Source organism: Xanthomonas sp. 1678, assembly GCF_031455575.1.
Taxonomy (GTDB): domain Bacteria; phylum Pseudomonadota; class Gammaproteobacteria; order Xanthomonadales; family Xanthomonadaceae; genus Xanthomonas_A.
Genome location: NZ_JAVDSZ010000011.1, coordinates 96,404 through 117,577 on the forward strand (window position 1 = coordinate 96,404; position 21,174 = coordinate 117,577).

Below are 21,174 nucleotides of genomic sequence, written 5' to 3' on the forward strand. Positions count from 1 at the left end.
ACCGCGGCCGGGTGTGAAATGGGAAAACCGCAGCGCGGGATTGCGCGGCGGAGCTTGGAACAACGGTATTGCGGCATTACGGTGAAGCCCACTGCGGTGCAACTCGCCTCCACGGCGCCGGACCGGCGCCGGACCGGCGCCATGCTGCCACCGATTCCCGGTGCGACCCTCAGGCGGGCAGCAATTCCAGGACGCGGCCGACCACGTGGTCGATGTCCATGCCGGTGGTGTCGAGGAGGACGGCATCGTCTGCCGGCTTCAAGGGCGCCACCGAACGTTGGGCATCGCGTGCGTCGCGGGCCATGATCTCGCGCAGCAGGTCGTCGAATATAACGGAAACTCCTTTTTCCTTCAACTGGTTATGCCGGCGCATGGCGCGCTCCTCGGCACTGGCGGTCAGGAACACCTTGTACGGGGCGTCCGGGAAAATCACCGTGCCCATGTCGCGGCCGTCGGCGACCAGCCCCGGCAGGCGCCGGAACGCGCGCTGGCGCTGCTTCAGCGCCGCACGCACCTCCGGGATCGCGGCGATCGCCGAGGCCACCGCGCCGGTGGTCTCCAGCCGCAGCTCGTCGGTGGCGTCGACGTCGTTGATCCTGACCCGCAGGCCGCCGCCGGCTACGTCCTCGAAGGTCACCCGGGTGTCGAAGGTGCAGCGCACCAGCGCCGCGGCGTCGGAAATGTCCAGGTTGGCCCAACTGGCGGCCACCCCGACGGCCCGGTACAGCGCCCCGGAATCCAGGTAGTGCCAGCCCAGCTTGGCGGCCACGATGCGGCTGACGGTGCCTTTTCCGGCCCCGGACGGGCCATCGATGGTCAGGACGGGAGCGGGGTCGTTCATGCGGTTCCTTGGACGGGGGGCGGCGCATTGTAGCCCCGGTGCCGGCCGCGCTGGCGCAAGCAGTTGAAACCATGAAGAAAACCAGGCTACAATCGCCGGCTTACTGATCCAGCGACGTGGTTTCGCCACGCCGCACCCTTCTCTAATCCACAAGTTTACGCCGAGGTGTGCCATGAAAGTCCTGTCCTCCCTGAAGTCGGCGAAGACCCGTCACCGCGACTGCAAGGTGGTCCGCCGCCGCGGCAAGGTTTTCGTGATCTGCAAGTCGAACCCGCGTTTCAAGGCTCGCCAGCGCTGATCCGACGACGGCCCACCCTGCGGCTCCGCGCGCACGGTTGCCGGTCATCGACAAAAGCCGCCTTCGGGCGGTTTTTTGTTGTCGAAGTTTGCTGTAATCGCCGTTCGTCCTCTGGGAGCACATCGTGATGAAGCACCGTCTGTCCGCATTGCTGCTGGTCGTTCTGGGCGTTGCCGGCGTCGCCCACGCCGAGACCCTGCTGGTCGAGCGGGTCAAGCAGGAACCCGTCGCGGCGCTGCCGACGCGCGGCCTGAGCATGGGCGAGGTCGAAGCGCGCTACGGCGCCCCGCAGTCGAAGCTGGAACCGCGCGGCGGACAGAAGCGGCAATGGCCGACCATCAACCGTTGGGTGTATCCGGCCTTCACCGTGTACTTCGAAAAGCACAAGGTGGTCGACGTGGTCGCCAACAAGGCCGACGCCAACGAGGTCGGGCCCAAGCCTGCCATTCGTTAGTGCGAGTCCCTCGCAAGAGCCCGCACATCCATGTGCGGGGATTTAAATAACAGCCTGGCTTCGGTCCGGCAGCACCTGAGTAGTGGTTGCAATGACTGATCGCCTTCGCCTTCCCGCGGAATGGGAGCCCCAGTCCGCCATCCTGATCGCCTGGCCGCATGCCGGCACCGACTGGGCCGAGCGCCTGGCCGAGGTCGAGGAGACCTATATCGCGCTGGTCGCGGCGATCGTGCGCTACCAGCGCGTGCTGATCTGCGTCGCCGATGCCGACCTGCAGATCTACGCCGAGGCGCGGCTGCGCTCGGCGCGGGTGGACATGCAGCGCGTGCGGTTCGTCGAGGCCGAGTACGACGACACCTGGCTGCGCGACTCCGGTCCGATCACCCTGGCCCGCGAGGACGGCGGTTTCCAGCTGCTGGACTTCCGCTTCACCGGTTGGGGCGGCAAGTTCCAGGCCAGCCGCGACGACCAACTGGTGAGCGCGCTTGCGGCGCAGCAACTGTTCGCCGGCAGCGATGTGCGCAGCATCGACTTCGCACTGGAAGGCGGCGCGATCGACAGCGACGGCGCCGGCACCCTGCTGACCACCTGGCAGTGCCTGCACGAACGCCATCCGCAGCGCTCGCGCGAATCGTTGAGCCATGACCTGGCCGACTGGCTGGCGCAGCAGCGGGTGCTGTGGCTGGACCACGGCTATCTGGAAGGCGACGACACCGACGCGCATATCGACACCCTCGCCCGCTTCGCCAGCGAGGACGCGATCGTCTACCAGGCCTGCGACGACGCCGGCGATTCGCACTACGCCGAACTGCAGGCGATGGGCGCCGAACTGGCCGCGCTGCGCACCGCCGACGGCCAGCCGTACCGGCTGTTCCCGCTGCCCTGGGCGCAGCCGGTGCTCGACCACGGCCGGCGCCTGGCCGCGTCCTACGCCAACTTCCTGATCGTCAACGGTGCGGTGCTGATGCCGGCCTATGGCGATGCCGCCGATGCGCAGGCGCAGGCGGTGATGGCGCAGGCGTTCCCGCAGCACGAGATCGTGCCGATTCCGTGCCGCGCGCTGATCTGGCAGAACGGCAGCCTGCACTGCATCACCATGCAGTTGCCCGAGGGCGTGCTGGCAGCCTGACGCTTCGGCGGGTCCGTGCCGCGACCGGAACGGGCGCGGCCTCGCCGAAACGTCCGTTACCCGCATTGCCCCGGAAACGGCCGTGCCGCCGTGCCAGGACTTCGATCCGGCGCCGCGCTGGCAGTAGCGGCGCCGACGTCACGCTTGCCGGCTGCACGAGCGACGGACGCCGCTTGCGCCCCGCTCCGCTTCGCCTCAGCGCCGCCTTCAAGCGCACAACGCGGCATTCATCTGCCGGGAACCTGCCGCGGCGCCATCCGCGCTACCATTCCCGCTTTCGCCGATCATCCTTCACGCAATGAGCCGAAACACTCTTTCCGTCGCGCTGATCCAGGAGCGCAACCATGGCGATGCCGCGGCGAACCTGGCGGTCATCGAATCGCGCGTGGCCGAGGCCGCGGCGCAGGGCGCGCAGCTGGTGCTGCTGCAGGAACTGCACAACGGCGCGTATTTCTGCCAGCACGAGTCGGTGGACGAGTTCGACCTGGCCGAGCCGATTCCCGGCCCCAGCACCGAGCGCCTCGGCGCGCTGGCCAAGCGTCACGGTATCGTGTTGGTCGCCTCGCTGTTCGAGCGCCGCGCCGCCGGCCTGTACCACAACACCGCGGTGGTGTTCGAGAAGGACGGCCGCCTGCTCGGCAAGTACCGCAAGATGCATATCCCGGACGATCCGGGCTTCTACGAGAAGTTCTATTTCACCCCGGGCGATCTCGGCTTCACCCCGATCCAGACCTCGGTCGGGCGCCTGGGCGTGCTGGTGTGCTGGGACCAGTGGTATCCGGAAGCGGCGCGGCTGATGGCCCTGGCCGGCGCCGAACTGCTGCTGTACCCGACCGCGATCGGCTGGGACCCCAGCGACGAGCAGGCCGAACAGGAACGCCAGCGCGACGCCTGGATCCTCAGCCATCGCGGCCATGCCGTGGCCAACGGCGTGCCGGTGCTCAGCTGCAACCGGGTCGGCCACGAAGCCTCGCCGCTGGCCGCCGATGGCGTGGTCGGCGCGGCCGGCATCCAGTTCTGGGGCAACAGCCACGTGCTCGGCCCGCAGGGCGAGTTCATCGCCGAGGCCGGCGCCGAGCCGACCGTACTGGTGTGCGACGTGGACCTGCAGCGCAGCGAGCACGTGCGGCGGATCTGGCCGTTCCTGCGCGACCGCCGCATCGACGCCTACGGCGACCTGCTGAAGCGCTACATCGACTGAGCCGCCACCGCCTTGGACGACCTGCAACTGCGCGCCGCCGAGGCCGCCGATATCCCCGCGATCACCGCGCTGTACGCCGAAGAGGTGCGCAGCCAGGTCAATACCTACGAGTACGACGCGCCGGACCAGGCCGAGATGCTGCGGCGCATGCAGGACGTGATCGCGCGCGGCTATCCCTACCTGGTCGCGCATGCCGCCGACGGCCGCCTGGCCGGCTACGCCTACGCGAGCAGCTACCGGGCCCGCGTCGCCTACCGTTGGACCGTGGAGAACACCGTCTACGTGGACCCGGCGCTGCACGGCCGCGGCGTCGGTTCGGCGCTGCTGCAGGCGCTGATCGCGGCCTGCGAGGCGCGCGGCTTCCGGCAGATGGTGGCGGTGATCGGCGAGTCGAGCAACCATGCTTCGATCCGCCTGCACCAGCGTTTCGGCTTCAGGCCGGTCGGCGTGTTCCGCGGGCTCGGCCGCAAGCACGGGCGCTGGCTGGACACGCTACAGATGCAACGCCCGCTGGGCCCCGGCGCCGATGAGGCGCCCTTCGATGAGTGATGGAATGAACGAACTTTCCCAGGCCGGCGACGACGCGTTGTTCGCCGGCCAGCCGTACCGCATCGTCGAACGCGATGGCGTGCGCTATACCCTGCTCGGCACCGCCCACGTCTCGCTGGCCAGCGTCGCCGCGGTGGAACGGGCGATCGACAGCGGCCGTTTCGATGCGGTCGCGGTCGAACTGGATCCGCAACGGCTGCAGGCGCTGACCGATCCGGATGCGCTGACCAAGCTGGACCTGGTGCAGGTGATCCGCAAGGGCCGCGTGGCCTTGTTCGCGGCGAACCTGGCGCTGGCCGCCTACCAGCGGCGCCTGGCCGAGCAGTTGGGCATCGAACCCGGCGCCGAGCTCAAGCGCGCGGTGCTGCTGGCGCGCGAACGGCAACTGCCGGTGTACCTGATCGACCGCGAGGTCGGGCTGACCTTCAAGCGCGCCTCCGGCCGGCTCGGTTTCTTCGGCAAGCTCAAGCTCGGCAGCGGCCTGCTCGGCGGCCTGTTCGCCTCCGACGAGGTCGGCGAGGCGGAGATCGAGAAGCTCAAGCAGGGCGACATGCTCGAAGCCAGCTTCGGCGACTTCGCCAGCGAAAGCCCGGCGCTGTACGACACCATCATCGCCGAACGCGACCGCTACATGGCCACGCGCCTGCGCGAGGAACACGCGCAGCGGGCCGCGCCCAGCCAGACGCCGATCGCGACCCCGGACTTCGTCGACGCCGCGCGCGCCGGCGGCATCCACGAGGTGCTGGCGGTGGTCGGCGCCGGCCATCTGGCCGGCCTGGCCAGGCACCTGCAGGACGACCAGGACGATCCGGCAGCGCTGCGCAAGGCACTGGAAGACGTGCCGACCAAGAAGAAGATTCCGTGGATCACCCTGACCCTGACCGCGCTGGTGCTGGGCGGCGTCGCCTGGGGCTACTGGCGCGGCGGCTTCGCGCTGGGCACCGACCTGCTGCTGCAGTGGGTACTGTTCACCGGCGGCCTGGCCGGGCTGGGCTGCCTGCTGGCCGGCGGCCATCCGCTGAGCATCGTCGCCGGCGCCATCGCTGCGCCGCTGAAGCCGTTCCGCCCCGGGGTGCCGGCCGGTGCGTTCAGCGCGCTGGTCGAGGTGCACATGCGCAAGCCGGCCTACGGCGATTTCCTGGCGCTGCGCGACGACGCGCAGAACCTGCGCGGCTGGTACCGCAACCGCGTCTCGCGGGTGGTGCTGACCTTCCTGCTGACCAATCTGGGCAGCATGGTCGGCGTGTGGCTGGCGGGTTTCCGCATCTTCGGCAAGCTGGCTGGTTGAGCGCACCGCGGCGGCGCGGCCAGCGCCCTGCCTCATCGCACGGCCGCCATGTCGTTGAACATTGTGGGAGGGGTTTCAGTCCCGACGCGTGATCGATAAGGCGTCGGGGCTGAAGCCCCTCCCACAAGTCGTTCCGCGCGATGCGGCAGGCGCCAAGCGCGCCGGCCATTCCGGCGCGTGGCCCGCTCCCCTGGTCAGGACACCGACGGCGCCGCCACGCCGCGGCCGCCGCGCGCGCGGCGCACCAACTGCGTCACGCCGCCGCTGAGGTCGTCGAGGATCGCGTAGATGGTCGGCAGGAACAGCAGGCTGACCACGGTCGAGAAGGCCAGGCCGCCGGCGATCGCGCGCGCCATCGGGTAGTAGGCCGGGCCGTCGCCGAACATCTGCGTGGTGGTCAGCGAGATCGGCACCATCGCCAGGATCGCGGTGCCCATCGTCATCATGATCGGCCGCAGCCGCTCGCGCGAGCCTTCCACCAGCGCCTCGGTGCGGCCGAGGCCGCGCCGGCGCAGGTTGTTGATGTGCTCGATCATCACGATGCCGTTGTTCACCACCACGCCCATCAGCACCAGGATGCCGATGAAGGCCATGATCCCGAAGTTGGTGCCGGTGAGCCAGAACAGCCAGAACACGCCGAAGATCGAGAACAGCACGCCGCTCATGATCGCCGCCGGGAACAGCAGCGATTCGAACACCGCCGCCATCACCACGTAGATCATCAGCAGCGCGATCAGCAGGTTGAACATCATCTGCTGGCCGGCCTGGTCGTCGTCCTGGCCGTCGGCGCCGTCGAAGCTGTAGTGGTAGCCGGCCGGGAAGCTGACGCCCTTCAGCGTCTCCTCCATCGCCTGCTTGGCCTCCGGCGGGGTGACCTTGAGCCCGAGATTGGCGGTGATGGTCAGCGTGGTCTGGCGGTTGGTGCGCCCGATCTGGGTCGCCGCCGGCCGCGTCTGCACGTCGACCAGGCTCAGCAGCGGCACGCTGCGCCCGTCCTTGGTGCGCACGTTGAAGCTGTCCAGGTCCTCGGGTGTGGTCTCCTCGGCGCCGGCGAAGCGGACCCACACCGGCACCTCGTTGTCGCCACGGCGGAACTCGCGCAGCGAAGCGCCGCGCAACGCCAGGCCGACGAAGCTGGCGACCTGCTCGGCATTGAAGCCGAACGCCGCAGCGCGTTCGCGGTCCACCCGCACCGCCAGTTCGGTGGTGCGGTCGCCGGTGTCCACGCGCACGTCGCGCAGTTCCTTGCGCCGCGCCAGCAGCGGCACCACGTCGTCGGCGATCGCGCGCAGCGCCTGGGTGGAATCGCCGACCAGTTGCACCTGCACGCTCTGCGCGCCGCTGCCGCCGCCCTGCCCGTTGCCGTTGCTGCCGACGCTGTAGTCGGTCAACGCCGAGCGCGGCAGTTCCTTGCGGATCTGTTCGATCAACGCCGGCAGGTCGCGCACCTGCTTCAGGTCCACGGTCAGCGTGGTGCTGCTGCCCTCGACCTCGCTGAACCACGAATACACCTGGGTGACGTGGTAGCGCTGGCGGCGCGCGTCGATGAAGCGTTCCAGCTTGGCCACTTCTGCGGACAGCTGCTCGCGCGTGTACGAGCCCTTCCACGCGTAGCTGATGAAGATCTGCTCGCCGCCGTCGCCGCCGAACATGTCCTTCTTGGTCTGCATCATCGGGATCACGCTGAGCGCGGTGATCAGCGCGATCGCGGCGACGCTCCAGCCGCGGTGGGCCAGCGACCAGCTGAGCACGCGCGCGTAGCGGCGCTGCAGGCGCGGGATCAGGCCGCGCTCGGAGCGCACCAGCGCCGGCGTGCGCATGCGCGCGGACAGCATCGGGATCAGGCTCACCGCCACCAGCCACGAGGCCAGCAGCGACACCGAGATGGTGATCGCGATCTGCGCCATGAAGATGCTGATGTTGTTGGTCTCGCCGAACAGGTTCGGCACGAACACGATGCAGTGGCACAGGGTGCCGGCCGACAGCGCGATGGCGACGTTGCGGGTGCCGATGATCGAGGCCAGCTGCGGCTGCTCGGGCATGCGCTCGCGTTCCTGGTAGATGCTCTCCACCACCACCACCGCGTTGTCCACCAGCATGCCCACCGCCAGCAGCAGGCCCATCATGGTCAGGATATTGAGAGTCACCCCGGCGAAATACATGAAGCCCAGGGTGATGGTGAAGCAGATCGGGATCGCCAGCGTCACCATCAGCGTCGACGGCCAGTGGCGCAGGAAGAAGAACAGCACCGTCACCGACAACAGCAGGCCGACCGCGCCGGCCTCGGCCAGCTCGGTCAGCGACGAGGTCACCGCCTTGCCCTGGTTGTCGATGACCTTGACCTGCACGTCGCTGAGCGCCGGCTGGGTGCGGATCTGCTCCACCTCGGCCAGCACCGCGCGCGACACCTCGACCAGGTTGGCGCTGCGCTCCTTGTACACGTCCAGGCCCACCGCCGGGCGCCCGTCCAGGCGCCGGCCGTAGTTCATCCGGGTCGGCTTGAGCCGGATGTCGGCGATGTCGCCCAGGCGCAGGCCCTTGTTGTCGATGACCAGGTCGCGCAGTTCCTGCAGGTCGCGCAGTTCGCCGACCGGCTGTACCCTCAGGCGCTGGCCGTGGTCGTCGATCTGCCCGGCCGACAGCGAGAAATTGAGCTTGCCCAGGCGCTCGCTGAGATCGTTGAGGCTGAGGTTGTGCGCGCCGAGCCGGTCCGGCGCGATCGCGATCTCGACCTCGTTCGGCGGCGCGCCGGACACCTCCACCTTGGCCACGCCGGGGATGCGTTCCAGGCGCCGCTTGAACTCGCGGTCGAGCATGTCGTAGGCGCCGGTCAGGTCGGCCGCGCCGGCCAGGCGCACCTTCAGCACCGGTTCGTCGCTGCTGGACCACTTGAACACGTGGTAGCGCTGCAGGTCAGTGGGCAGGTCGGCGCGGATCGCGTCGATGCGCTCGCGCGCGTCGGACGCGGCGATGGCGATGTCGCGGTCCCAGTCGGAGAACTCGATGAAGATGTTGGCGCCGTCGGCGGTGGCGGTCGAGCGCATGCGCTTGATTCCGGTCATCGTCGCCAGCGCTTCCTCGGTCGGCCGCACCAGGTTGCGCTCGACCTCGTCCGGGGTCGAGCCGCTGTACGGCAACTGCACGAACAGGAACGGCGCGGAGATGTCCGGCAGCGCCTCCAGCGGCAGCCGGAACGCGGCGATCAGGCCGACCACCACCAGCGACACGAAGCACATGATGGTGGTGATCGGACGGCGGATGCTGAACTCGGCGACGCTCATGCCGGTTCGTCCGCGTCGGTGCCGGCGCTGCCGGCGAGGCCCTGCAGGCGCTTGCGCGCGCGCTGGCCGCGCTCGGCGTAGTAGCCGTCGGCGCGGCGGTCCAGGCGGTCGTAGACCACCGGGATCACCACCAGAGTCAGCAGCGTGGACACCAGCAGGCCGCCGATCACGGTGATCGCCATCGGCGCGCGCACCTCGGCACCCTCGCCCGCCGCCACCGCCAGCGGCAGGAAGCCGAACAGCGTGCACAGCGTGGTCATGATGATCGGCCGCAGCCGCGAGCGCGCGCCTTCGATCAACGCCTCGCGCTTGGCCACGCCCTCCTCGCGCAGCTGGTTGACCTTGTCGATCAGGATGATCGCGTTCTTGGTCACCAGCCCGACCAGCAGGATCAGGCCGATGAACACCACCACCGACACCGGCTTGCCGCTCAGCAGCAGCGCCAGCACCGCGCCGACCATCGCCAGCGGGATGGTGAACAGGATCACGAACGGATGCAGCAGCGATTCGAACTGCGAGGCCATCACCAGGTACACCAGGAAGATCGCCAGGCCGAACGCGAACAGCAGCGACTTGGCCGACTGCGCCAGCTCCTCGCCCTGGCCGCCGATGTGCATGCCGACGCCGGCGCCGAGCGGCTCGCGCGCGACCATGTCCTGCACCTCGCGCACCGCGCCGCCCAGGTCGATGTCGCGCAGGTTGGCCGACACGATCGCCACGCGGATCTGGTCGGCGCGGTGGATCTCGCTGGGACCGGTGGTGGCGACGACGTCGGCGACCGCGTCCAGCGTCACCGGCCGGCTGCTGCCCGGATTGACGATCAGCCGGCGGATGCTGTCGACGCTGGCGCGGTCGCTCTGCTGCGCGCGCACCAGCACGTCGATCTTGCGGTCGCGGAAGCTGTAGCGGGTGGCGACATCGCCGCGCACCTTCTTCACCACCACATCGGCGATCTGCCGCGTGGTCAGGCCCAGCGCGCCGGCGCGTTCCTGGTCGAAGCGGATCTGGATTTCCGGGAAGCCCTCTTCCACCGTCGACTTGACGTCGGCGTAGTGGCTATTGCCGCGCAGCATCGCGGTCAGCTTCTGCCCGGCGTGCTGGATCGTCTCCAGGTCCTGCCCGCGCAGTTCGATTTCCAGCGGCGTGGAGAAACTGAACAGCTCCGGGCGGCTGAAACCGACCTGCACGCCCGGATGGTTGCGCATCGTCGCGCGCATCCGGTCGCTCTGCTGCGCCTCGAACTGCTCGCTGCCGCCGCCGGCCATGGCGATGGTCAGCTTGCCGATGTTCTCGCCGCTCTCGGTGGGGCTGGCGTCGAGCCGGGTGCCGCTGCCGCTGACCCCGTACAGCGCCTGCACGCCGGCGTCCTTGCCGTGTTTTTCCTGCAGTTCGCGCACCAGCGCATCGGTCTGCCGCAACGGCGTGCCGGCCGGCAGCTTCACCGTCATCTCGAAGCGGTCCTGCGCCAGTTGCGGGATCAGGTCGGCGCCGAGCATCGGCACCACCGCCAGCGTCGCCGCGAACGCCAGCGCGGCCAGGCCCAACACCAGCCACGGCCGCCCCAACGCGCCCGGCAGCAGCCGCAGATAGCCGCGTTCGGCGCGCGCATACGGCGCCATCGCCAGGTCGCTGGCCTTGCGCATCACCGGCGCGACCACCGCCACGCCACCGCGCCACAACCGCACCACCAGCCACGCCGCGCCGAAGAAACTGCCGCGCACCGCCGCCGCGGCGCCGCGCCGACCTGCCGCCACTGGCTTGAGCCAGCCGCGCTGCGGCTGCCACTGCGGCTGCTCCGGCTCGGCCGGGAACGCCAGCGGCGGGCGCCCCTTCAGCGAGCTCAGCATCGGGATCAGGGTCATCGACACCACCAGCGAGATCGCGATGGCGATCGCCACGGTCAAGGCCTGGTCGCGGAACAGCTGCCCGGCCACGCCTTCGACGAACACCAGCGGCAGGAACACCGCGATCGTGGTCAGGGTCGAGGCGACCACCGCCATGCTCACCTCGCGGGTGCCGGCGATCGCCGCATCGAGGATGCTCAGGCCGCGCTCGCGCGCCTTGGCGATGCTTTCCAGCACCACGATCGAGTCGTCCACCACCAGGCCGGTGGCCAGCGCCAGCCCGCCCAGCGACATCACGTTCAAGCTCAGGCCGAGCTGGCCCATGAAGAAGAACGTGGCCACGATCGACACCGGCAGCGACAGGCTGATCACGAACGTGCTCCAGCCATCGCGCAGGAACAGGAAGATGATCAGGATCGCCAGCAGGCCGCCGATCACCGCGTCCTTCTTGACGTCGCCGATGGCGTGCTCGATGAAGCGCGACTGGTCCTCCAGCGTGGTCAGCTCCACGTCGGGCGGGATCTGCGTCTTCAGCTGCTCCAGGCGCTTGCGCAGCGATGCCGCGGTGGACACGGTGTTGGCATCGCCTTCCTTGTAGATCGCCAGCTCCACCGCTTCCTTGCCGCCCAGGCGGATGATCGCCTCGCGCTCCTTGTAGCCCTGCCGCACCTCGGCCACGTCCTTCAACCGCACCGGCATGCCGCCGGCGATGGTGGTGGTGGAACTGGACGAGGCGCTCTGCGCCGCCGAGGCGGCGGCCAGCGCCGCTTCCGAACCGGTGGAGGCGGCAATCGCGTACATCTGCTGCATCGCCGCGTCGGCGGCGTTGCTGCCTGCACCCTGGGTGGTCAGCAGCAGGTTGCGGATCTCATCGAGGTCGGCGAACTGGTTGACCGTGCGCACCAGGTAGCGCTGCGAGCCCTGTTCCAGGCGCCCGCCGGAGATGTTGATGTTCTCTTCCTTGAGCCGGGTGATGACGTTGTCGATCGGCAGGCTCAGCTGCGCCAGGCGCTGCTGGTCGATGTCGACCTGGATCTCGTCCTCCAGGCCGCCGCCGACCTTGACCGCGGCCACCCCTGCCACCGGCTCCAGCTTCTTCTTCAGGTCCTCGTCGGCGTAGCGGCGCAGCTGGGTCAGCGCGCGCACCGCGTCGGCGTCGCTGGCCGGCGTCGCCTTGCTCGCCAGCACCAGGCGCATGATCGGCTCGGTGGACGGATTGAAGCGCAGCAGCACCGGCGCCTTGGCTTCCAGCGGCAGCTCCAGCGCCTCCATCTTGTCGCGCACCTCCAGGCTGGCCTGGTCCATGTTGGTGCCCCAGGCGAACTCCAGCACCACGTCGCTCTGTCCGGTGCGCGACACCGACTTGAGCTTGCGCAGGTTCTTGACCACGCCGACCGCTTCTTCGACCGGCTCGGTCACCAGCGTCTCGATCTCCGACGGCGCCGCGCCGGTGTACTCGGTGCGCACGGTCAGGGTCGGATAGCTCAGGTCCGGCAGCAGGTTGACCTTGAGGCTGTTCAACGCGATCACGCCGAACAGCAGCAGCGTCACCGTGGCCATGGCGATGGTGACGCGGCGGCGCGTGGCGAATTCGACCAGCCCGCCGCCGTGCACGCCGGGCGGCGTGTGTTCGTGCGGATCGCTGCCGTGATCGGAACCGGCGCTGGTCATCAGTGCGCTCCGACCGCGGCACCGCCGCCGGTGCCGGCGGCCTCGCGCTGCGGCGCGATCACCTGCACGCGGCTACCGTCGCGCAGCGCCACCTTGCCGGCGGTGACCACCTGGTCGCCGGGCTGCAGCCCGGCGCGGATCTCCACCCACGGACCTTCCGAATAGCCCAGCGTCACCGGCACCCGCGCCACCTTGCCGGCAGCGACCTTGAACACCGCCGGCTCGCCGTCGTCGAGCAACGCCAGGCGCGGCACCACCAGCGCATCGGCGCGCTGGTCGTAGTCGATGCGGATGCGCCCGAACATGCCCGGCTGCAACGCCTCGGCGCCCTCTTCGAACGCGCACACCACGCGGAACGTGCCGCTGCCCGAATCCACCACCGGCGCGATGCGGTCGACCCTGCCCAGGTAGTGCTTGCCCGGCAGCGCATCGGCCAGCAGGGTCACCGGCTGCCCGGCCTTGAGCGTGGCCAGTTCGCGCTCGGGCACGTTGAGCGTGGCCTCCAGGCGCGAATCGTCGACGATGCGGAAGATCGGCGTGTTGATCTGCACGAAGTTGCCGGTCTTGATCGAGCGCGACGCGATCACCCCGGAAATCGGCGCGACCACCGTGGCGTAGGACAGTTCCAGCGACGCCAGCTGGTGCTGCGCGCGCACGTTGGCCAGGTCGTACTTGATCTGGTCGACATCGGCGGCGCTGACCAGCTGCTGGCCGACCAGCTGCTGCGAGCGCCGGTAGTTGTTCTCCAGCTTGCGCAGCTGCGCCTCGCTCTGCGCCACCGCCAGCCGCGCGCGGTCGGGGTCCAGCCGTACCAGCGGCTGGCCGGCACGGACCTGCTGGCCCTCCTCGGCCAGCACCGCCAGCGCCACCCCGGAGGTCTTGGCCACCACCTGCGATTCGGCGCGCGCCTCCAGCGCGGCGGTGCCGCTGTAGCTGGCCGCCACCGCGCGGCGGGTCACCTTGGCCACCTCGACCGGGACCGCGTCCGGCGCCTTCTCGGCCTCTTTCTGCTTGGCCTGGGCATCACCGGCGGCCGGCTTGCAGCCGCCGAGCAGCAGCGTGGAGGTGATCAACAGCGCGGCGGCGCAGCTGGCGGTGCGTCGGCGCGTGGAATATCGCGTCATCGTCGTGTCCCTGGTGGATGGCGTGAATGGTGTTGTAGGTAAGTAGATCACCTGATGACACCAAGGTGAATGAGCCAAAGGTCATGGTGCCCGCCCTCCGTGCCATGTGCGGAGACAGAGGACTGTTTCGGAGCCGCGAAAGGCCAGGCTATACTCGGGTCGTTCCGTGTTCCCCCACGCCGGAACCCCCAGTCCCGTCCTCCGGACCACGAAACCATGCGCACGCAGCCGCTAGCCGCTTGTTTTGCTCTGGCCGTACTCGCTTCTCTCGGGATCACCCCGGCAGCGGCGCAGACCGTGCCGGCGCCCGCCGCTCCCGCTCCAGCCACCGCTCCGGCTCCGGCAGCCTCCGCTGCTCCCGCCGCCGGCAATGCCGCCAACGGCAAGCTGCTGACCTATACCTGTCAGGGCTGCCACGGCGTCACCGGCTACAAGAATGCCTATCCGAGCTACCGCATTCCCAAGATCGGCGGCCAATCGGCGCAGTACCTGACCCAGGCGCTGACCGAATACCGGCTCGGCAAGCGCAAGCACCCGACCATGCAGGCCCAGGCGGAAAGCTTCTCCGACCAGGATATCGCCGACATCGCCGCTTTCCTGACCACCCTCAAGTAGCCTTCCCATGCCGAAAGCCGAGCACGCACTGCGTCCCGCCATCGTCCTGCTTGCTGCCCTGTGGTTGGGGGCATGTTCGCAATCGCAGGTTGAATCCACCAGCCAGTCCGCCGGCGACGCCGGCCATGCCAGCGGCGAGCACGGCTCCGGCTCGTCCGCCGGCCTGCCCACCGGGCGTGTCGCCGCCGGCGAGAAACTGGCCAACGCCAAGGGCAAGGCCACCGGGCAGAGCTGCATCGACTGCCACGGTGCCGACGGCAACGCGCCGATCGACCCGACCTATCCCAAGCTCGGCGGCCAGTACGGCGACTACCTCGCCCATGCGCTGCAGGCCTACCGCGCCGGCGATCGCCAGCATCCGCTGATGACCCCGCAGGCGACGGCGCTCAGCGATCAGGACGTCGCCGATCTGGCAGCGTACTTCGGTTCGCGCGCCACCCAGCTGCGCGACATGCACGGCCTGAAGTAACCGCGAGCGCCGGCGTCTCGCCGGCGCCGGTTCCACCGCCAGTCCGTGCGGCAAACGCGGCGGCGCCGGCTTCAGGTGCCGGGCTTCGCGCCGCCGGCCGCGATCGACTGAGGGTGCACGCGCCTCCGAATCGGGCGTGATCGCCCGCATGTCGGCGGCGAGCCGCTCTTCTGTAGGAGCGGCTTCAGCCGCGACACGCGTTACCGATAGATTCTGTCGCGGCTGAAGCCGCTCCTACAGGAGACAGGCGTCTGCATGCGGCGGATCGCTGTCGCATCCATGCCGCAATCATGGCTGCCTGGATGCCGCAGCAGCGCAATGCGCACGCACTCGGCGCCTACTTCACGCTGCCGTTGTCTTCCTGCAGGCCCGGCTTGAACGGCACGTCCGGCGGCGGGCGCGCGCTGGCGGGCTGGTCGTTGAGATTCGGATCGGTGATGCCGCAGCCGCCGCCCAGCTGCAGGATCGAGACCACGCAGGAAATGCTGCTGGTGGTGCCGGGAATCGGGATGTTGACGGTCTTGACGCCGCGTCGCACCCACTCTTCCAGCAGCGTCGCGTTCGGCAGCCAGTACTTGTCGAACGAGGTCGGCTTGTAGTCGTACGGCGGGCGCTTGAGCCACTCACCGGCCTTGGCGATCTGGTCGCGCGACCAGCTGTCGGTCTCGGTGCCGGGCGCGCCGCGCGGCGGCGCCTTGCCCTGCCCTTCGCCACCGGGCACGCGCACGCTGCCATCGCCGTTGAACAGGCCATTGCGCTGGCCGGCGCCGGCATCGCCGGCACGGTTGCGCGCCGACGCGCCCCAGTCGTCGCCGCGCTGCGGCGTCGCCCAACCGCCATCGCGCGCGACCGCGGCCGGACCGCTGCCCGGCGCGGCCGCCCGGCTGCCGGGCGGCGCGGCGCCGGTGCCGGCTGGCGCCTGGGTCTCCGCCTTGCCTTGTGCGGCGGTGCTGGTCGGGGTCGCAGATTGCGCCGAAGCCGCGGCGTTGGCCGGCGCGCTTGCGGTGGCGTCGGATGGCTGCGCGGGTGGCGCCACGACCGGCGCCGCCGCCGCAGCCGGCGTCGGCAGTTCGATCTGCCGCACCTGCGGCGCTTCGGCCGCGCGCAGCGTCGGCGCGGGCTCGCGCGGGCGGATCTGCGGCACCTGCACCTGGACCTGCGGCAGCGGCGCCGGCACTTCGCGCTCGCGCACCTGCAGCTGCGGCGCCGGCGGGCGCGGCACCGCGACCTCGCGCGGACGGATCTGCGCCACGATCGGGACCTCGGTGACCACGTCGATCTGGCGCTCGGTCACCTGCACGCTCGGCGGCGCGATCTCGCGGGGGGTCAGCGCCGGTTCGCGCACGCTGGGCGGTGGCAGCACGAAATCGCTGCGCGGCTGCGCGGTCTCGGTGACCTGCAGCGGCTGCTCCGGCGGCAGCGGCGGCGGGCTGGCCACCGCCTGTGCCGCGCTCGCCGGCGTGGCGGACGCGGCACGCGCCGCGGCGGCGGTCTGCGCTGCGGCGGTCGCCGCGGCCTGGCGCGCTGCCGCCGCGGCGGCCTGCTGTGCGGCCGCGGCGGCAGCGGCGTCCTGCGCGGCCGCGCCGCCGCCGGTCTCGGCCGGCGTGCCGCGGCCGACGAATTCCACCTGCACGCGCCCGGCCTCGCCCGCGTCCGGGCGCGGCGGCAACAGGCGCACGAATGCCACCCACAACAGGAACAGCGCGAACAGCAAGTGCAGCGCCAGGCTGACCAGCGCCGCGATCCGCCGCCACCAGCGCTGGTCGTAAGGTGCCGGATCCCAGTCCTGCCACCACAGGCGGCGGAATGCCTGCCATGCGCTCAGTGCCGGCAGCCGCGCGGTCGGCGCTAGCGCCGGCGCCGGCAGCGCCGCGATCAGCTGGGAGGAGACGAACGGGCGCGGCTTGACCGGCTGCGAAGCGATCCAGTGCGCCCAGCCATACGGCAGGCCGGTCCGGCGATCGCGCAACAGCTTGCGTGGCGAGCGCGCCAACAGCGCGTCGAGGATGTCGGTGGCGCGCGTCACCGGCGTCGCGGAGGAATCAGGCCGCGGTGTCGCGCGGGATGTACGGCGCGCTGCCACTGTCGTGGTCGGTGGCGTCGCGCACGGCGGTGATGCCCGGCACGCGCCCCATCAGCGTCTTCTCGATGCCCTGCTTCAGGGTCACGTCGGCCATGCCGCAACCGTGACAGCCGCCGCCGAAGCGCAGCAGCACCACGCCCTCGGCCGACACTTCCTGCACCGCCACCCGGCCGCCATGCTGGGCCAGCTGCGGATTGACCTCGTTCTCGACCACCCAGCGCACCCGCTCGACCAGTGATGCGGCCTCGCCCGGCGCCTCGCCCTTGATCTTCGGTGCCTTGATCGTCAGTTGCTGGCCGGTGCCCTGGGTGACGTAGTCGATCTCGGCACCGTCCAGCCAGCCGACGCTGTCGGCGGCGACGTACAGGGTGAAGCCGGCGCAATCGATCGCCCATTCGTCGCCGGCCAGGTCCGCCGGCTCGGCGAACTCCAGCCGCGCGTCGGCGCGTGCGGTGCCGGGGTCGACCGCGCTCAGGCGCACGCCCATGCCGGGCACGGCCTCGCGTTCGAGCAGTTTGCGGAAATGGGTCTGCGCGTTGTCGGAGATCTGGATCATGCGGTTATTCTAGCGCTTCCACGCGATCGGCTCATCGCGAACTTTCCCCATCGGCGGCGCGTTCAGCCGCCCCGCCGCGGAGGCTCCGAACATGAACGACCTGATCCCGCTCGAACGCGCCCATTGCGCGCCCTGCAAGGGCAGCGAATACAAGCTCACCCAGGCGCGCCTGGCCGAATTGCTGCCGCAGGTGCCCGGCTGGGACCTGGTCGAGAACGGCATGGCGATCAGCCGCACGTTCCGCTTCCCCGACTACTACCGCACGCTGGCGTTCGTGAACGCGCTGGCCTGGATCGCGCACCGCGAGGACCACCACCCCGACCTGGGCGTGCACTACGACCGCGTGGTGGTGCGCTATTCCACCCACGACGTCGGCGGCCTCAGCGAAAACGACTTCATCTGCGCCGCCAAGGCGTCGGCCCTTCCGGAATGAACGCCATGCCCATCGTGTCCCCTCGTTGCACCCGCTTGCCGGCGCTCGCCGGCCTCGCAGCCGCCGTGCTGCTGGGCGGCTGCGGCAAGTCCGAACAGTCGCAGACCCAGGCCGTGGCGGCGCCGCCGACCGAGGTCGCCGCGGTGCAGACCCCGCCGCCGGACTATCCGATCGAGCTGGCCTGCGCCGGGCTCGGCGGCAAGGCGGTGCTGAAAGTGGTGGTCGGCGTGGAAGGCAAGCCGACCGACGTGCAGCTGGTCAGCAGCAGCGGCCAGCCCAAGCTCGACGCCTCGGCGCAGCAGCGCGTGCGCGAATGGGTGTTCAAGCCCGCCACCCGCAATGGCCAGGCGGTGCCGTGGACGATCCAGGTGCCGGTCAACTTCACCGTGCCGCAACCGCGCCCGGACCGCTGCTTCGCGCTCGACGCGCAGGCGCACGGCGCCGGCTGAGCCAAGCCGCCGGCCGCCCCCGAACGCACCGCCGACGCGGCGGCGCGCCGTCTTCACACTCCGCCAGCCTCGCGCCCGCTTTCATCGCTGTCCCGACACAGGAGCCGCCTGGCGCATGCTGGAAATTTCGTCGCACAACGTCTGGATCGCCTTGGCGGTCACCCTGGCCGCCGGCCTGGCCACCGCCCTGGGCAGCGTGCTGGTGCTGTTCACCAAGGGTCCCAACCCGCGCCTGCTCGCGTTCGGCCTGGCCTTCGCTGGCGGCGCGATGGTGTACGTATCGCTGACCGAAATCCTCGGCAAGTCGATCACCTCGTTCACCAAGGCGTTCGATCCGAACCTGGGTTACGCCTACGCCACGCTGGCGTTCCTGGCCGGCATGGCGCTGATCGTGGTGATCGACCGGCTGGTGCCCAATCCCCACGAAAGCCTCAACGCCAAGGATCCGCTGTTCCGCGACGACAACCGCGCCTACATCAAGCGCGTCGGCCTGCTGACCGCGGTGGCGATCACCGCGCACAACTTCCCGGAGGGCCTGGCGACGTTCTTCGCGACCCTGGAAAATCCCACCGTGGGCATGCCGCTGGCGTTCGCGATCGCCGTGCACAACATCCCCGAAGGCATCGCCATCGCGGTGCCGGTGCACTACGCCACCGGGCGCAAGTCCTATGCGTTCGCCGCCAGCCTGTTGTCCGGCCTGGCCGAGCCGATCGGCGCGATCATCGGCTATGCGGTGCTGTCGCGGTTCCTGTCCGAAGCCATCTTCGGCGCGGTGTTCGGGGTCATCGCCGGGGTGATGGTGTTCCTGGCCCTGGACGAACTGCTGCCCGCGGCCAAGCGCTACGCCAAGGGCCACGAGACCGTGTACGGCCTGGTCGCCGGCATGGCCACGCTGGCGCTGAGCCTGGTGCTGTTCCGCCTGTCCACCACGCCCTGAGCCGGCTGTCGCGCACTGGCTGAACGGACACCAGGCACGTCGTCGTGGCGATGCGGCGAAGAAAGCTGGCAGACATGCAACCCGGAGCATGCTGCGCGCGTCTTCAGCAATGCCACGTCGAAGAGGTGCCGCATGGATCTCCGCTCCCTGCCATCAACCAGGTCGGCGTTGGCGCTGGCCACCGCCATGAGCGTGCTGACGCTGGGTGCATGCCAGCAGCAACCGACACCAACGCCCGCACCCGCCACATCTGTGGCCGCACCCTACGTGCCGCCCAGCGCCGACCAGTTGTACAAGCTGGTGGCGCCGATCGCGCTGTTTCCCGACAAGTTGCTCGCGCAGACCCTGGCCGCTTCGGTCTACCCGGACCAGGTCGCCGACGCACAAGGCTGGTTGCGCAGCAACAGCGGCCTGGCGGCGGCCAACCGTCTGCAGGCCGCCGCGGCGCAGCCCTGGGATCCCAGCGTCAAGGCGCTGATCGCGTTTCCCGATGTGATCGAGCAGTTGGCCGGCAACGGCGACTGGACCCGCGCGCTCGGCGATGCCTATGCGCACGACCCCAACGAGGTCCTCGACGCGATCCAGGTCATGCGCGGACGCGCGCAGGCGCAAGGTCATCTGCGCAGCAGCCCGCAGCAACGGGTGCAGGTGGTGCAACGCACGCTGGTGGAACCGACCTATGCCGATGCGCGGATCCCGCCGCCGCGCCAGACCATCGTCGTCGAACCGGCGCAACCGGATGTCGTCTACGTCCCGCGCTACGATCCGGACGTGGTCTACGGCGCGCCGGTCGACGTCTACCGCGAGTATCGCTACCGCCCGCGCTACTACAGCGAAGGCGATCTGGTGACCGCCGGCATCGTCTCCTTCGGCGTCGGCGTGCTGGTCGGCGACGCGCTCGAGCATCGCCGTCACGGCCCGATGGCCTGGCTGGAGCCGGAACCGGCCTGGCATCGCTGGGGCTGGAACAGCTGGGGCATGAACTGGAACGGAGCGCCCTCGGCACCGCACTACGTGGTCTACCAGAACCATGTCTACGCGCCGCGCACCACCATCATCAACAACACCATCACCAACAACCGCATCGACGCGCGCAGCTTCGTGCACAACGACAACCGCAGCTTTCCACAGCAGGCGGCGCTGGCAGCGATGCCTGCGGCGGCGGCCGCCGCACTGGCGCCGCGTCTGGCGCAGAACCCGCGCGGCCCCGCGCCGCAGGTCGCGCCGGCGGCGGCGCCACGCCACACGGTCGACTATGCGCAGCTGTCCACGCCGCAATTCAACGAACGGATGCTACAGCCGGGCCGTCCGGTCGCGGCGGCGGCGGCGCAGCGGCCGCCGCTGCCCGTGCTTGGCGGCCCCAATGCAGCCGGCACCGCACGCGATGCGCATGCGCATGCGCAGCCGCCATTGGCGCAAGCGCCGCACGCGCCGATGCCGATGTCCGCGGCCGATCCCCGCCACGCCATGCCGATCGCCGACGCCGCAGCAGCGCGACGGCGCGACATGCCGCAGGCAGCGCACACCAACGCGCCGATGCCGATGGGGAACATGCAGATGACGCATGCAACGCCGCAGCACGCGATGTCCATGCCCGCGCCGCACCGGGAGGATCCGCGCGCGCCGCAGGCCCGATTTGCCCAGTCCGAACCGCCACGGCCGGCGCCGCACGCGTTCGCCGCCTCCAATGCCCCGCAGCCGGCACCTGCGCACCGGCAGGCGCCGATGCGGGAGTTTCCTGAGCGCGTTCAGCCCATGCCGCGACAAGAACAACAGCAGCGGCCGCCGATGCAGGAGCAGCGCATGGCCCGGATCGCGACGCCGCGGCCGCAGCCGATGCACGCGGCCACGCCGCGCCCTGCCCCGCGGCCGGCGCCAGCGCACCCCGAGCCGCACCACGCGCACGACCACGACAAGCACAACGGATAGAAGGCGTCGGCCGGGGCGGCGTG

18 protein-coding genes are annotated in these 21,174 nt (G+C 70.1%); 12 read left to right on the plus strand and 6 right to left on the minus strand.

Annotated features, from left to right (window positions below; translation table 11 throughout):
* Nucleotides 1-169: 169 nt before the first annotated feature.
* Nucleotides 170-841 carry a (d)CMP kinase gene (gene cmk / locus J2Y70_RS18060; protein ID WP_263394669.1) on the minus strand — a complete coding sequence of 224 codons (672 nt, stop codon included), beginning with the start codon at nucleotides 839-841 and terminating at the stop codon, nucleotides 170-172.
* A gap of 172 nt (nucleotides 842-1,013) precedes the next feature.
* Between cmk and ykgO the strand changes: the two genes are divergently transcribed.
* The 6 genes from ykgO to J2Y70_RS18090 all read left to right on the plus strand — a co-directional run bounded on the left by ykgO (nucleotide 1,014) and on the right by J2Y70_RS18090 (nucleotide 5,760).
* Nucleotides 1,014-1,139: a type B 50S ribosomal protein L36 gene (gene ykgO / locus J2Y70_RS18065; protein ID WP_005913193.1), complete on the plus strand. Its 126-nt coding sequence runs from the start codon at nucleotides 1,014-1,016 to the stop codon at nucleotides 1,137-1,139.
* A 127-nt stretch (nucleotides 1,140-1,266) separates the two neighbouring features.
* The gene (locus J2Y70_RS18070; protein ID WP_263394670.1) at nucleotides 1,267-1,593 is read left to right on the plus strand and encodes a hypothetical protein; all 327 of its coding nucleotides are present in this window, start codon (nucleotides 1,267-1,269) and stop codon (nucleotides 1,591-1,593) included.
* Between the two features lie 91 nt (nucleotides 1,594-1,684).
* Nucleotides 1,685-2,722, plus strand: a complete 1,038-nt coding sequence (locus J2Y70_RS18075; RefSeq protein WP_309920633.1) for an agmatine deiminase family protein — start codon at nucleotides 1,685-1,687, stop codon at nucleotides 2,720-2,722.
* 298 nt (nucleotides 2,723-3,020) lie between these two features.
* Entirely contained in the window at nucleotides 3,021-3,923 is a 903-nt protein-coding gene (locus J2Y70_RS18080; RefSeq protein WP_309920636.1) for a carbon-nitrogen hydrolase, read from the plus strand.
* 12 nt (nucleotides 3,924-3,935) lie between these two features.
* A complete protein-coding gene (locus tag J2Y70_RS18085) occupies nucleotides 3,936-4,472 on the plus strand; it encodes a GNAT family N-acetyltransferase (protein WP_263394673.1) in 537 nt (178 codons plus the stop codon).
* A 4-nt stretch (nucleotides 4,473-4,476) separates the two neighbouring features.
* Nucleotides 4,477-5,760, plus strand: coding sequence for a TraB/GumN family protein (locus J2Y70_RS18090; RefSeq protein ID WP_309920640.1), 1,284 nt, complete (start codon nucleotides 4,477-4,479; stop codon nucleotides 5,758-5,760).
* 194 nt (nucleotides 5,761-5,954) lie between these two features.
* Here the strand turns inward: J2Y70_RS18090 and J2Y70_RS18095 are convergent, their stop codons facing one another.
* From J2Y70_RS18095 to J2Y70_RS18105, 3 genes are read right to left on the minus strand one after another with little or no spacing between them, the layout of a single operon-like run.
* Nucleotides 5,955-9,041, minus strand: a complete 3,087-nt coding sequence (locus J2Y70_RS18095) for an efflux RND transporter permease subunit (protein WP_309920643.1) — start codon at nucleotides 9,039-9,041, stop codon at nucleotides 5,955-5,957.
* The gene (locus J2Y70_RS18100) at nucleotides 9,038-12,556 is read right to left on the minus strand and encodes an efflux RND transporter permease subunit (RefSeq protein WP_309920646.1); all 3,519 of its coding nucleotides are present in this window, start codon (nucleotides 12,554-12,556) and stop codon (nucleotides 9,038-9,040) included. The genes J2Y70_RS18095 and J2Y70_RS18100 overlap by 4 nt, the downstream gene beginning before the upstream one ends.
* Complete coding sequence (locus tag J2Y70_RS18105; protein ID WP_309920649.1) at nucleotides 12,556-13,680, minus strand: efflux RND transporter periplasmic adaptor subunit; 1,125 nt, start codon at nucleotides 13,678-13,680, stop codon at nucleotides 12,556-12,558. Before J2Y70_RS18105 ends, J2Y70_RS18100 begins: the two co-directional genes overlap by 1 nt.
* A 216-nt stretch (nucleotides 13,681-13,896) precedes the next feature.
* Between J2Y70_RS18105 and J2Y70_RS18110 the strand changes: the two genes are divergently transcribed.
* Nucleotides 13,897-14,295, plus strand: coding sequence for a cytochrome c (locus J2Y70_RS18110; protein ID WP_263394678.1), 399 nt, complete (start codon nucleotides 13,897-13,899; stop codon nucleotides 14,293-14,295).
* A 7-nt stretch (nucleotides 14,296-14,302) separates the two neighbouring features.
* Complete coding sequence (locus J2Y70_RS18115; protein WP_309920652.1) at nucleotides 14,303-14,764, plus strand: cytochrome c; 462 nt, start codon at nucleotides 14,303-14,305, stop codon at nucleotides 14,762-14,764.
* Between the two features lie 337 nt (nucleotides 14,765-15,101).
* On the opposite strand, the gene J2Y70_RS18120 is transcribed toward J2Y70_RS18115, so the two are convergent.
* Both J2Y70_RS18120 and J2Y70_RS18125 read right to left on the minus strand, forming a co-directional pair.
* Complete coding sequence (locus J2Y70_RS18120; RefSeq protein WP_309920655.1) at nucleotides 15,102-16,790, minus strand: hypothetical protein; 1,689 nt, start codon at nucleotides 16,788-16,790, stop codon at nucleotides 15,102-15,104.
* A gap of 16 nt (nucleotides 16,791-16,806) precedes the next feature.
* On the minus strand, nucleotides 16,807-17,403 hold the full coding sequence (locus J2Y70_RS18125; RefSeq protein ID WP_263113380.1) for an NfuA family Fe-S biogenesis protein: 597 nt from the start codon (nucleotides 17,401-17,403) through the stop codon (nucleotides 16,807-16,809).
* 91 nt (nucleotides 17,404-17,494) lie between these two features.
* Here J2Y70_RS18125 and J2Y70_RS18130 point away from each other — a divergent pair, with 91 nt between their 5' ends.
* The 4 genes from J2Y70_RS18130 to J2Y70_RS18145 all read left to right on the plus strand — a co-directional run bounded on the left by J2Y70_RS18130 (nucleotide 17,495) and on the right by J2Y70_RS18145 (nucleotide 21,151).
* Complete coding sequence (locus tag J2Y70_RS18130; protein WP_309920659.1) at nucleotides 17,495-17,836, plus strand: 4a-hydroxytetrahydrobiopterin dehydratase; 342 nt, start codon at nucleotides 17,495-17,497, stop codon at nucleotides 17,834-17,836.
* A gap of 5 nt (nucleotides 17,837-17,841) precedes the next feature.
* Nucleotides 17,842-18,285 carry an energy transducer TonB gene (locus J2Y70_RS18135; protein ID WP_263394681.1) on the plus strand — a complete coding sequence of 148 codons (444 nt, stop codon included), beginning with the start codon at nucleotides 17,842-17,844 and terminating at the stop codon, nucleotides 18,283-18,285.
* 115 nt (nucleotides 18,286-18,400) lie between these two features.
* Nucleotides 18,401-19,222 carry a zinc transporter ZupT gene (zupT, locus tag J2Y70_RS18140; protein WP_263394682.1) on the plus strand — a complete coding sequence of 274 codons (822 nt, stop codon included), beginning with the start codon at nucleotides 18,401-18,403 and terminating at the stop codon, nucleotides 19,220-19,222.
* Nucleotides 19,223-19,354: 132 nt separating this feature from the next.
* On the plus strand, nucleotides 19,355-21,151 hold the full coding sequence (locus tag J2Y70_RS18145; RefSeq protein WP_309920663.1) for a DUF3300 domain-containing protein: 1,797 nt from the start codon (nucleotides 19,355-19,357) through the stop codon (nucleotides 21,149-21,151).
* Nucleotides 21,152-21,174: the final 23 nt, after the last annotated feature.

What these genes read in the sequence shown, in the direction of transcription:
- cmk (WP_263394669.1), bottom strand. Translation starts at nt 841, where the DNA reads ATGAACGACCCCGCTCCCGTCCTGACCATCGATGGCCCGTCCGGGGCC.
- ykgO (WP_005913193.1), top strand. Translation starts at nt 1,014, where the DNA reads ATGAAAGTCCTGTCCTCCCTGAAGTCGGCGAAGACCCGTCACCGCGAC.
- J2Y70_RS18070 (WP_263394670.1), top strand. Translation starts at nt 1,267, where the DNA reads ATGAAGCACCGTCTGTCCGCATTGCTGCTGGTCGTTCTGGGCGTTGCC.
- J2Y70_RS18075 (WP_309920633.1), top strand. Translation starts at nt 1,685, where the DNA reads ATGACTGATCGCCTTCGCCTTCCCGCGGAATGGGAGCCCCAGTCCGCC.
- J2Y70_RS18080 (WP_309920636.1), top strand. Translation starts at nt 3,021, where the DNA reads ATGAGCCGAAACACTCTTTCCGTCGCGCTGATCCAGGAGCGCAACCAT.
- J2Y70_RS18090 (WP_309920640.1), top strand. Translation starts at nt 4,477, where the DNA reads ATGAACGAACTTTCCCAGGCCGGCGACGACGCGTTGTTCGCCGGCCAG.
- J2Y70_RS18095 (WP_309920643.1), bottom strand. Translation starts at nt 9,041, where the DNA reads ATGAGCGTCGCCGAGTTCAGCATCCGCCGTCCGATCACCACCATCATG.
- J2Y70_RS18100 (WP_309920646.1), bottom strand. Translation starts at nt 12,556, where the DNA reads ATGACCAGCGCCGGTTCCGATCACGGCAGCGATCCGCACGAACACACG.
- J2Y70_RS18105 (WP_309920649.1), bottom strand. Translation starts at nt 13,680, where the DNA reads ATGACGCGATATTCCACGCGCCGACGCACCGCCAGCTGCGCCGCCGCG.
- J2Y70_RS18110 (WP_263394678.1), top strand. Translation starts at nt 13,897, where the DNA reads ATGCGCACGCAGCCGCTAGCCGCTTGTTTTGCTCTGGCCGTACTCGCT.
- J2Y70_RS18115 (WP_309920652.1), top strand. Translation starts at nt 14,303, where the DNA reads ATGCCGAAAGCCGAGCACGCACTGCGTCCCGCCATCGTCCTGCTTGCT.
- J2Y70_RS18125 (WP_263113380.1), bottom strand. Translation starts at nt 17,403, where the DNA reads ATGATCCAGATCTCCGACAACGCGCAGACCCATTTCCGCAAACTGCTC.
- J2Y70_RS18130 (WP_309920659.1), top strand. Translation starts at nt 17,495, where the DNA reads ATGAACGACCTGATCCCGCTCGAACGCGCCCATTGCGCGCCCTGCAAG.
- J2Y70_RS18135 (WP_263394681.1), top strand. Translation starts at nt 17,842, where the DNA reads ATGCCCATCGTGTCCCCTCGTTGCACCCGCTTGCCGGCGCTCGCCGGC.
- zupT (WP_263394682.1), top strand. Translation starts at nt 18,401, where the DNA reads ATGCTGGAAATTTCGTCGCACAACGTCTGGATCGCCTTGGCGGTCACC.
- J2Y70_RS18145 (WP_309920663.1), top strand. Translation starts at nt 19,355, where the DNA reads ATGGATCTCCGCTCCCTGCCATCAACCAGGTCGGCGTTGGCGCTGGCC.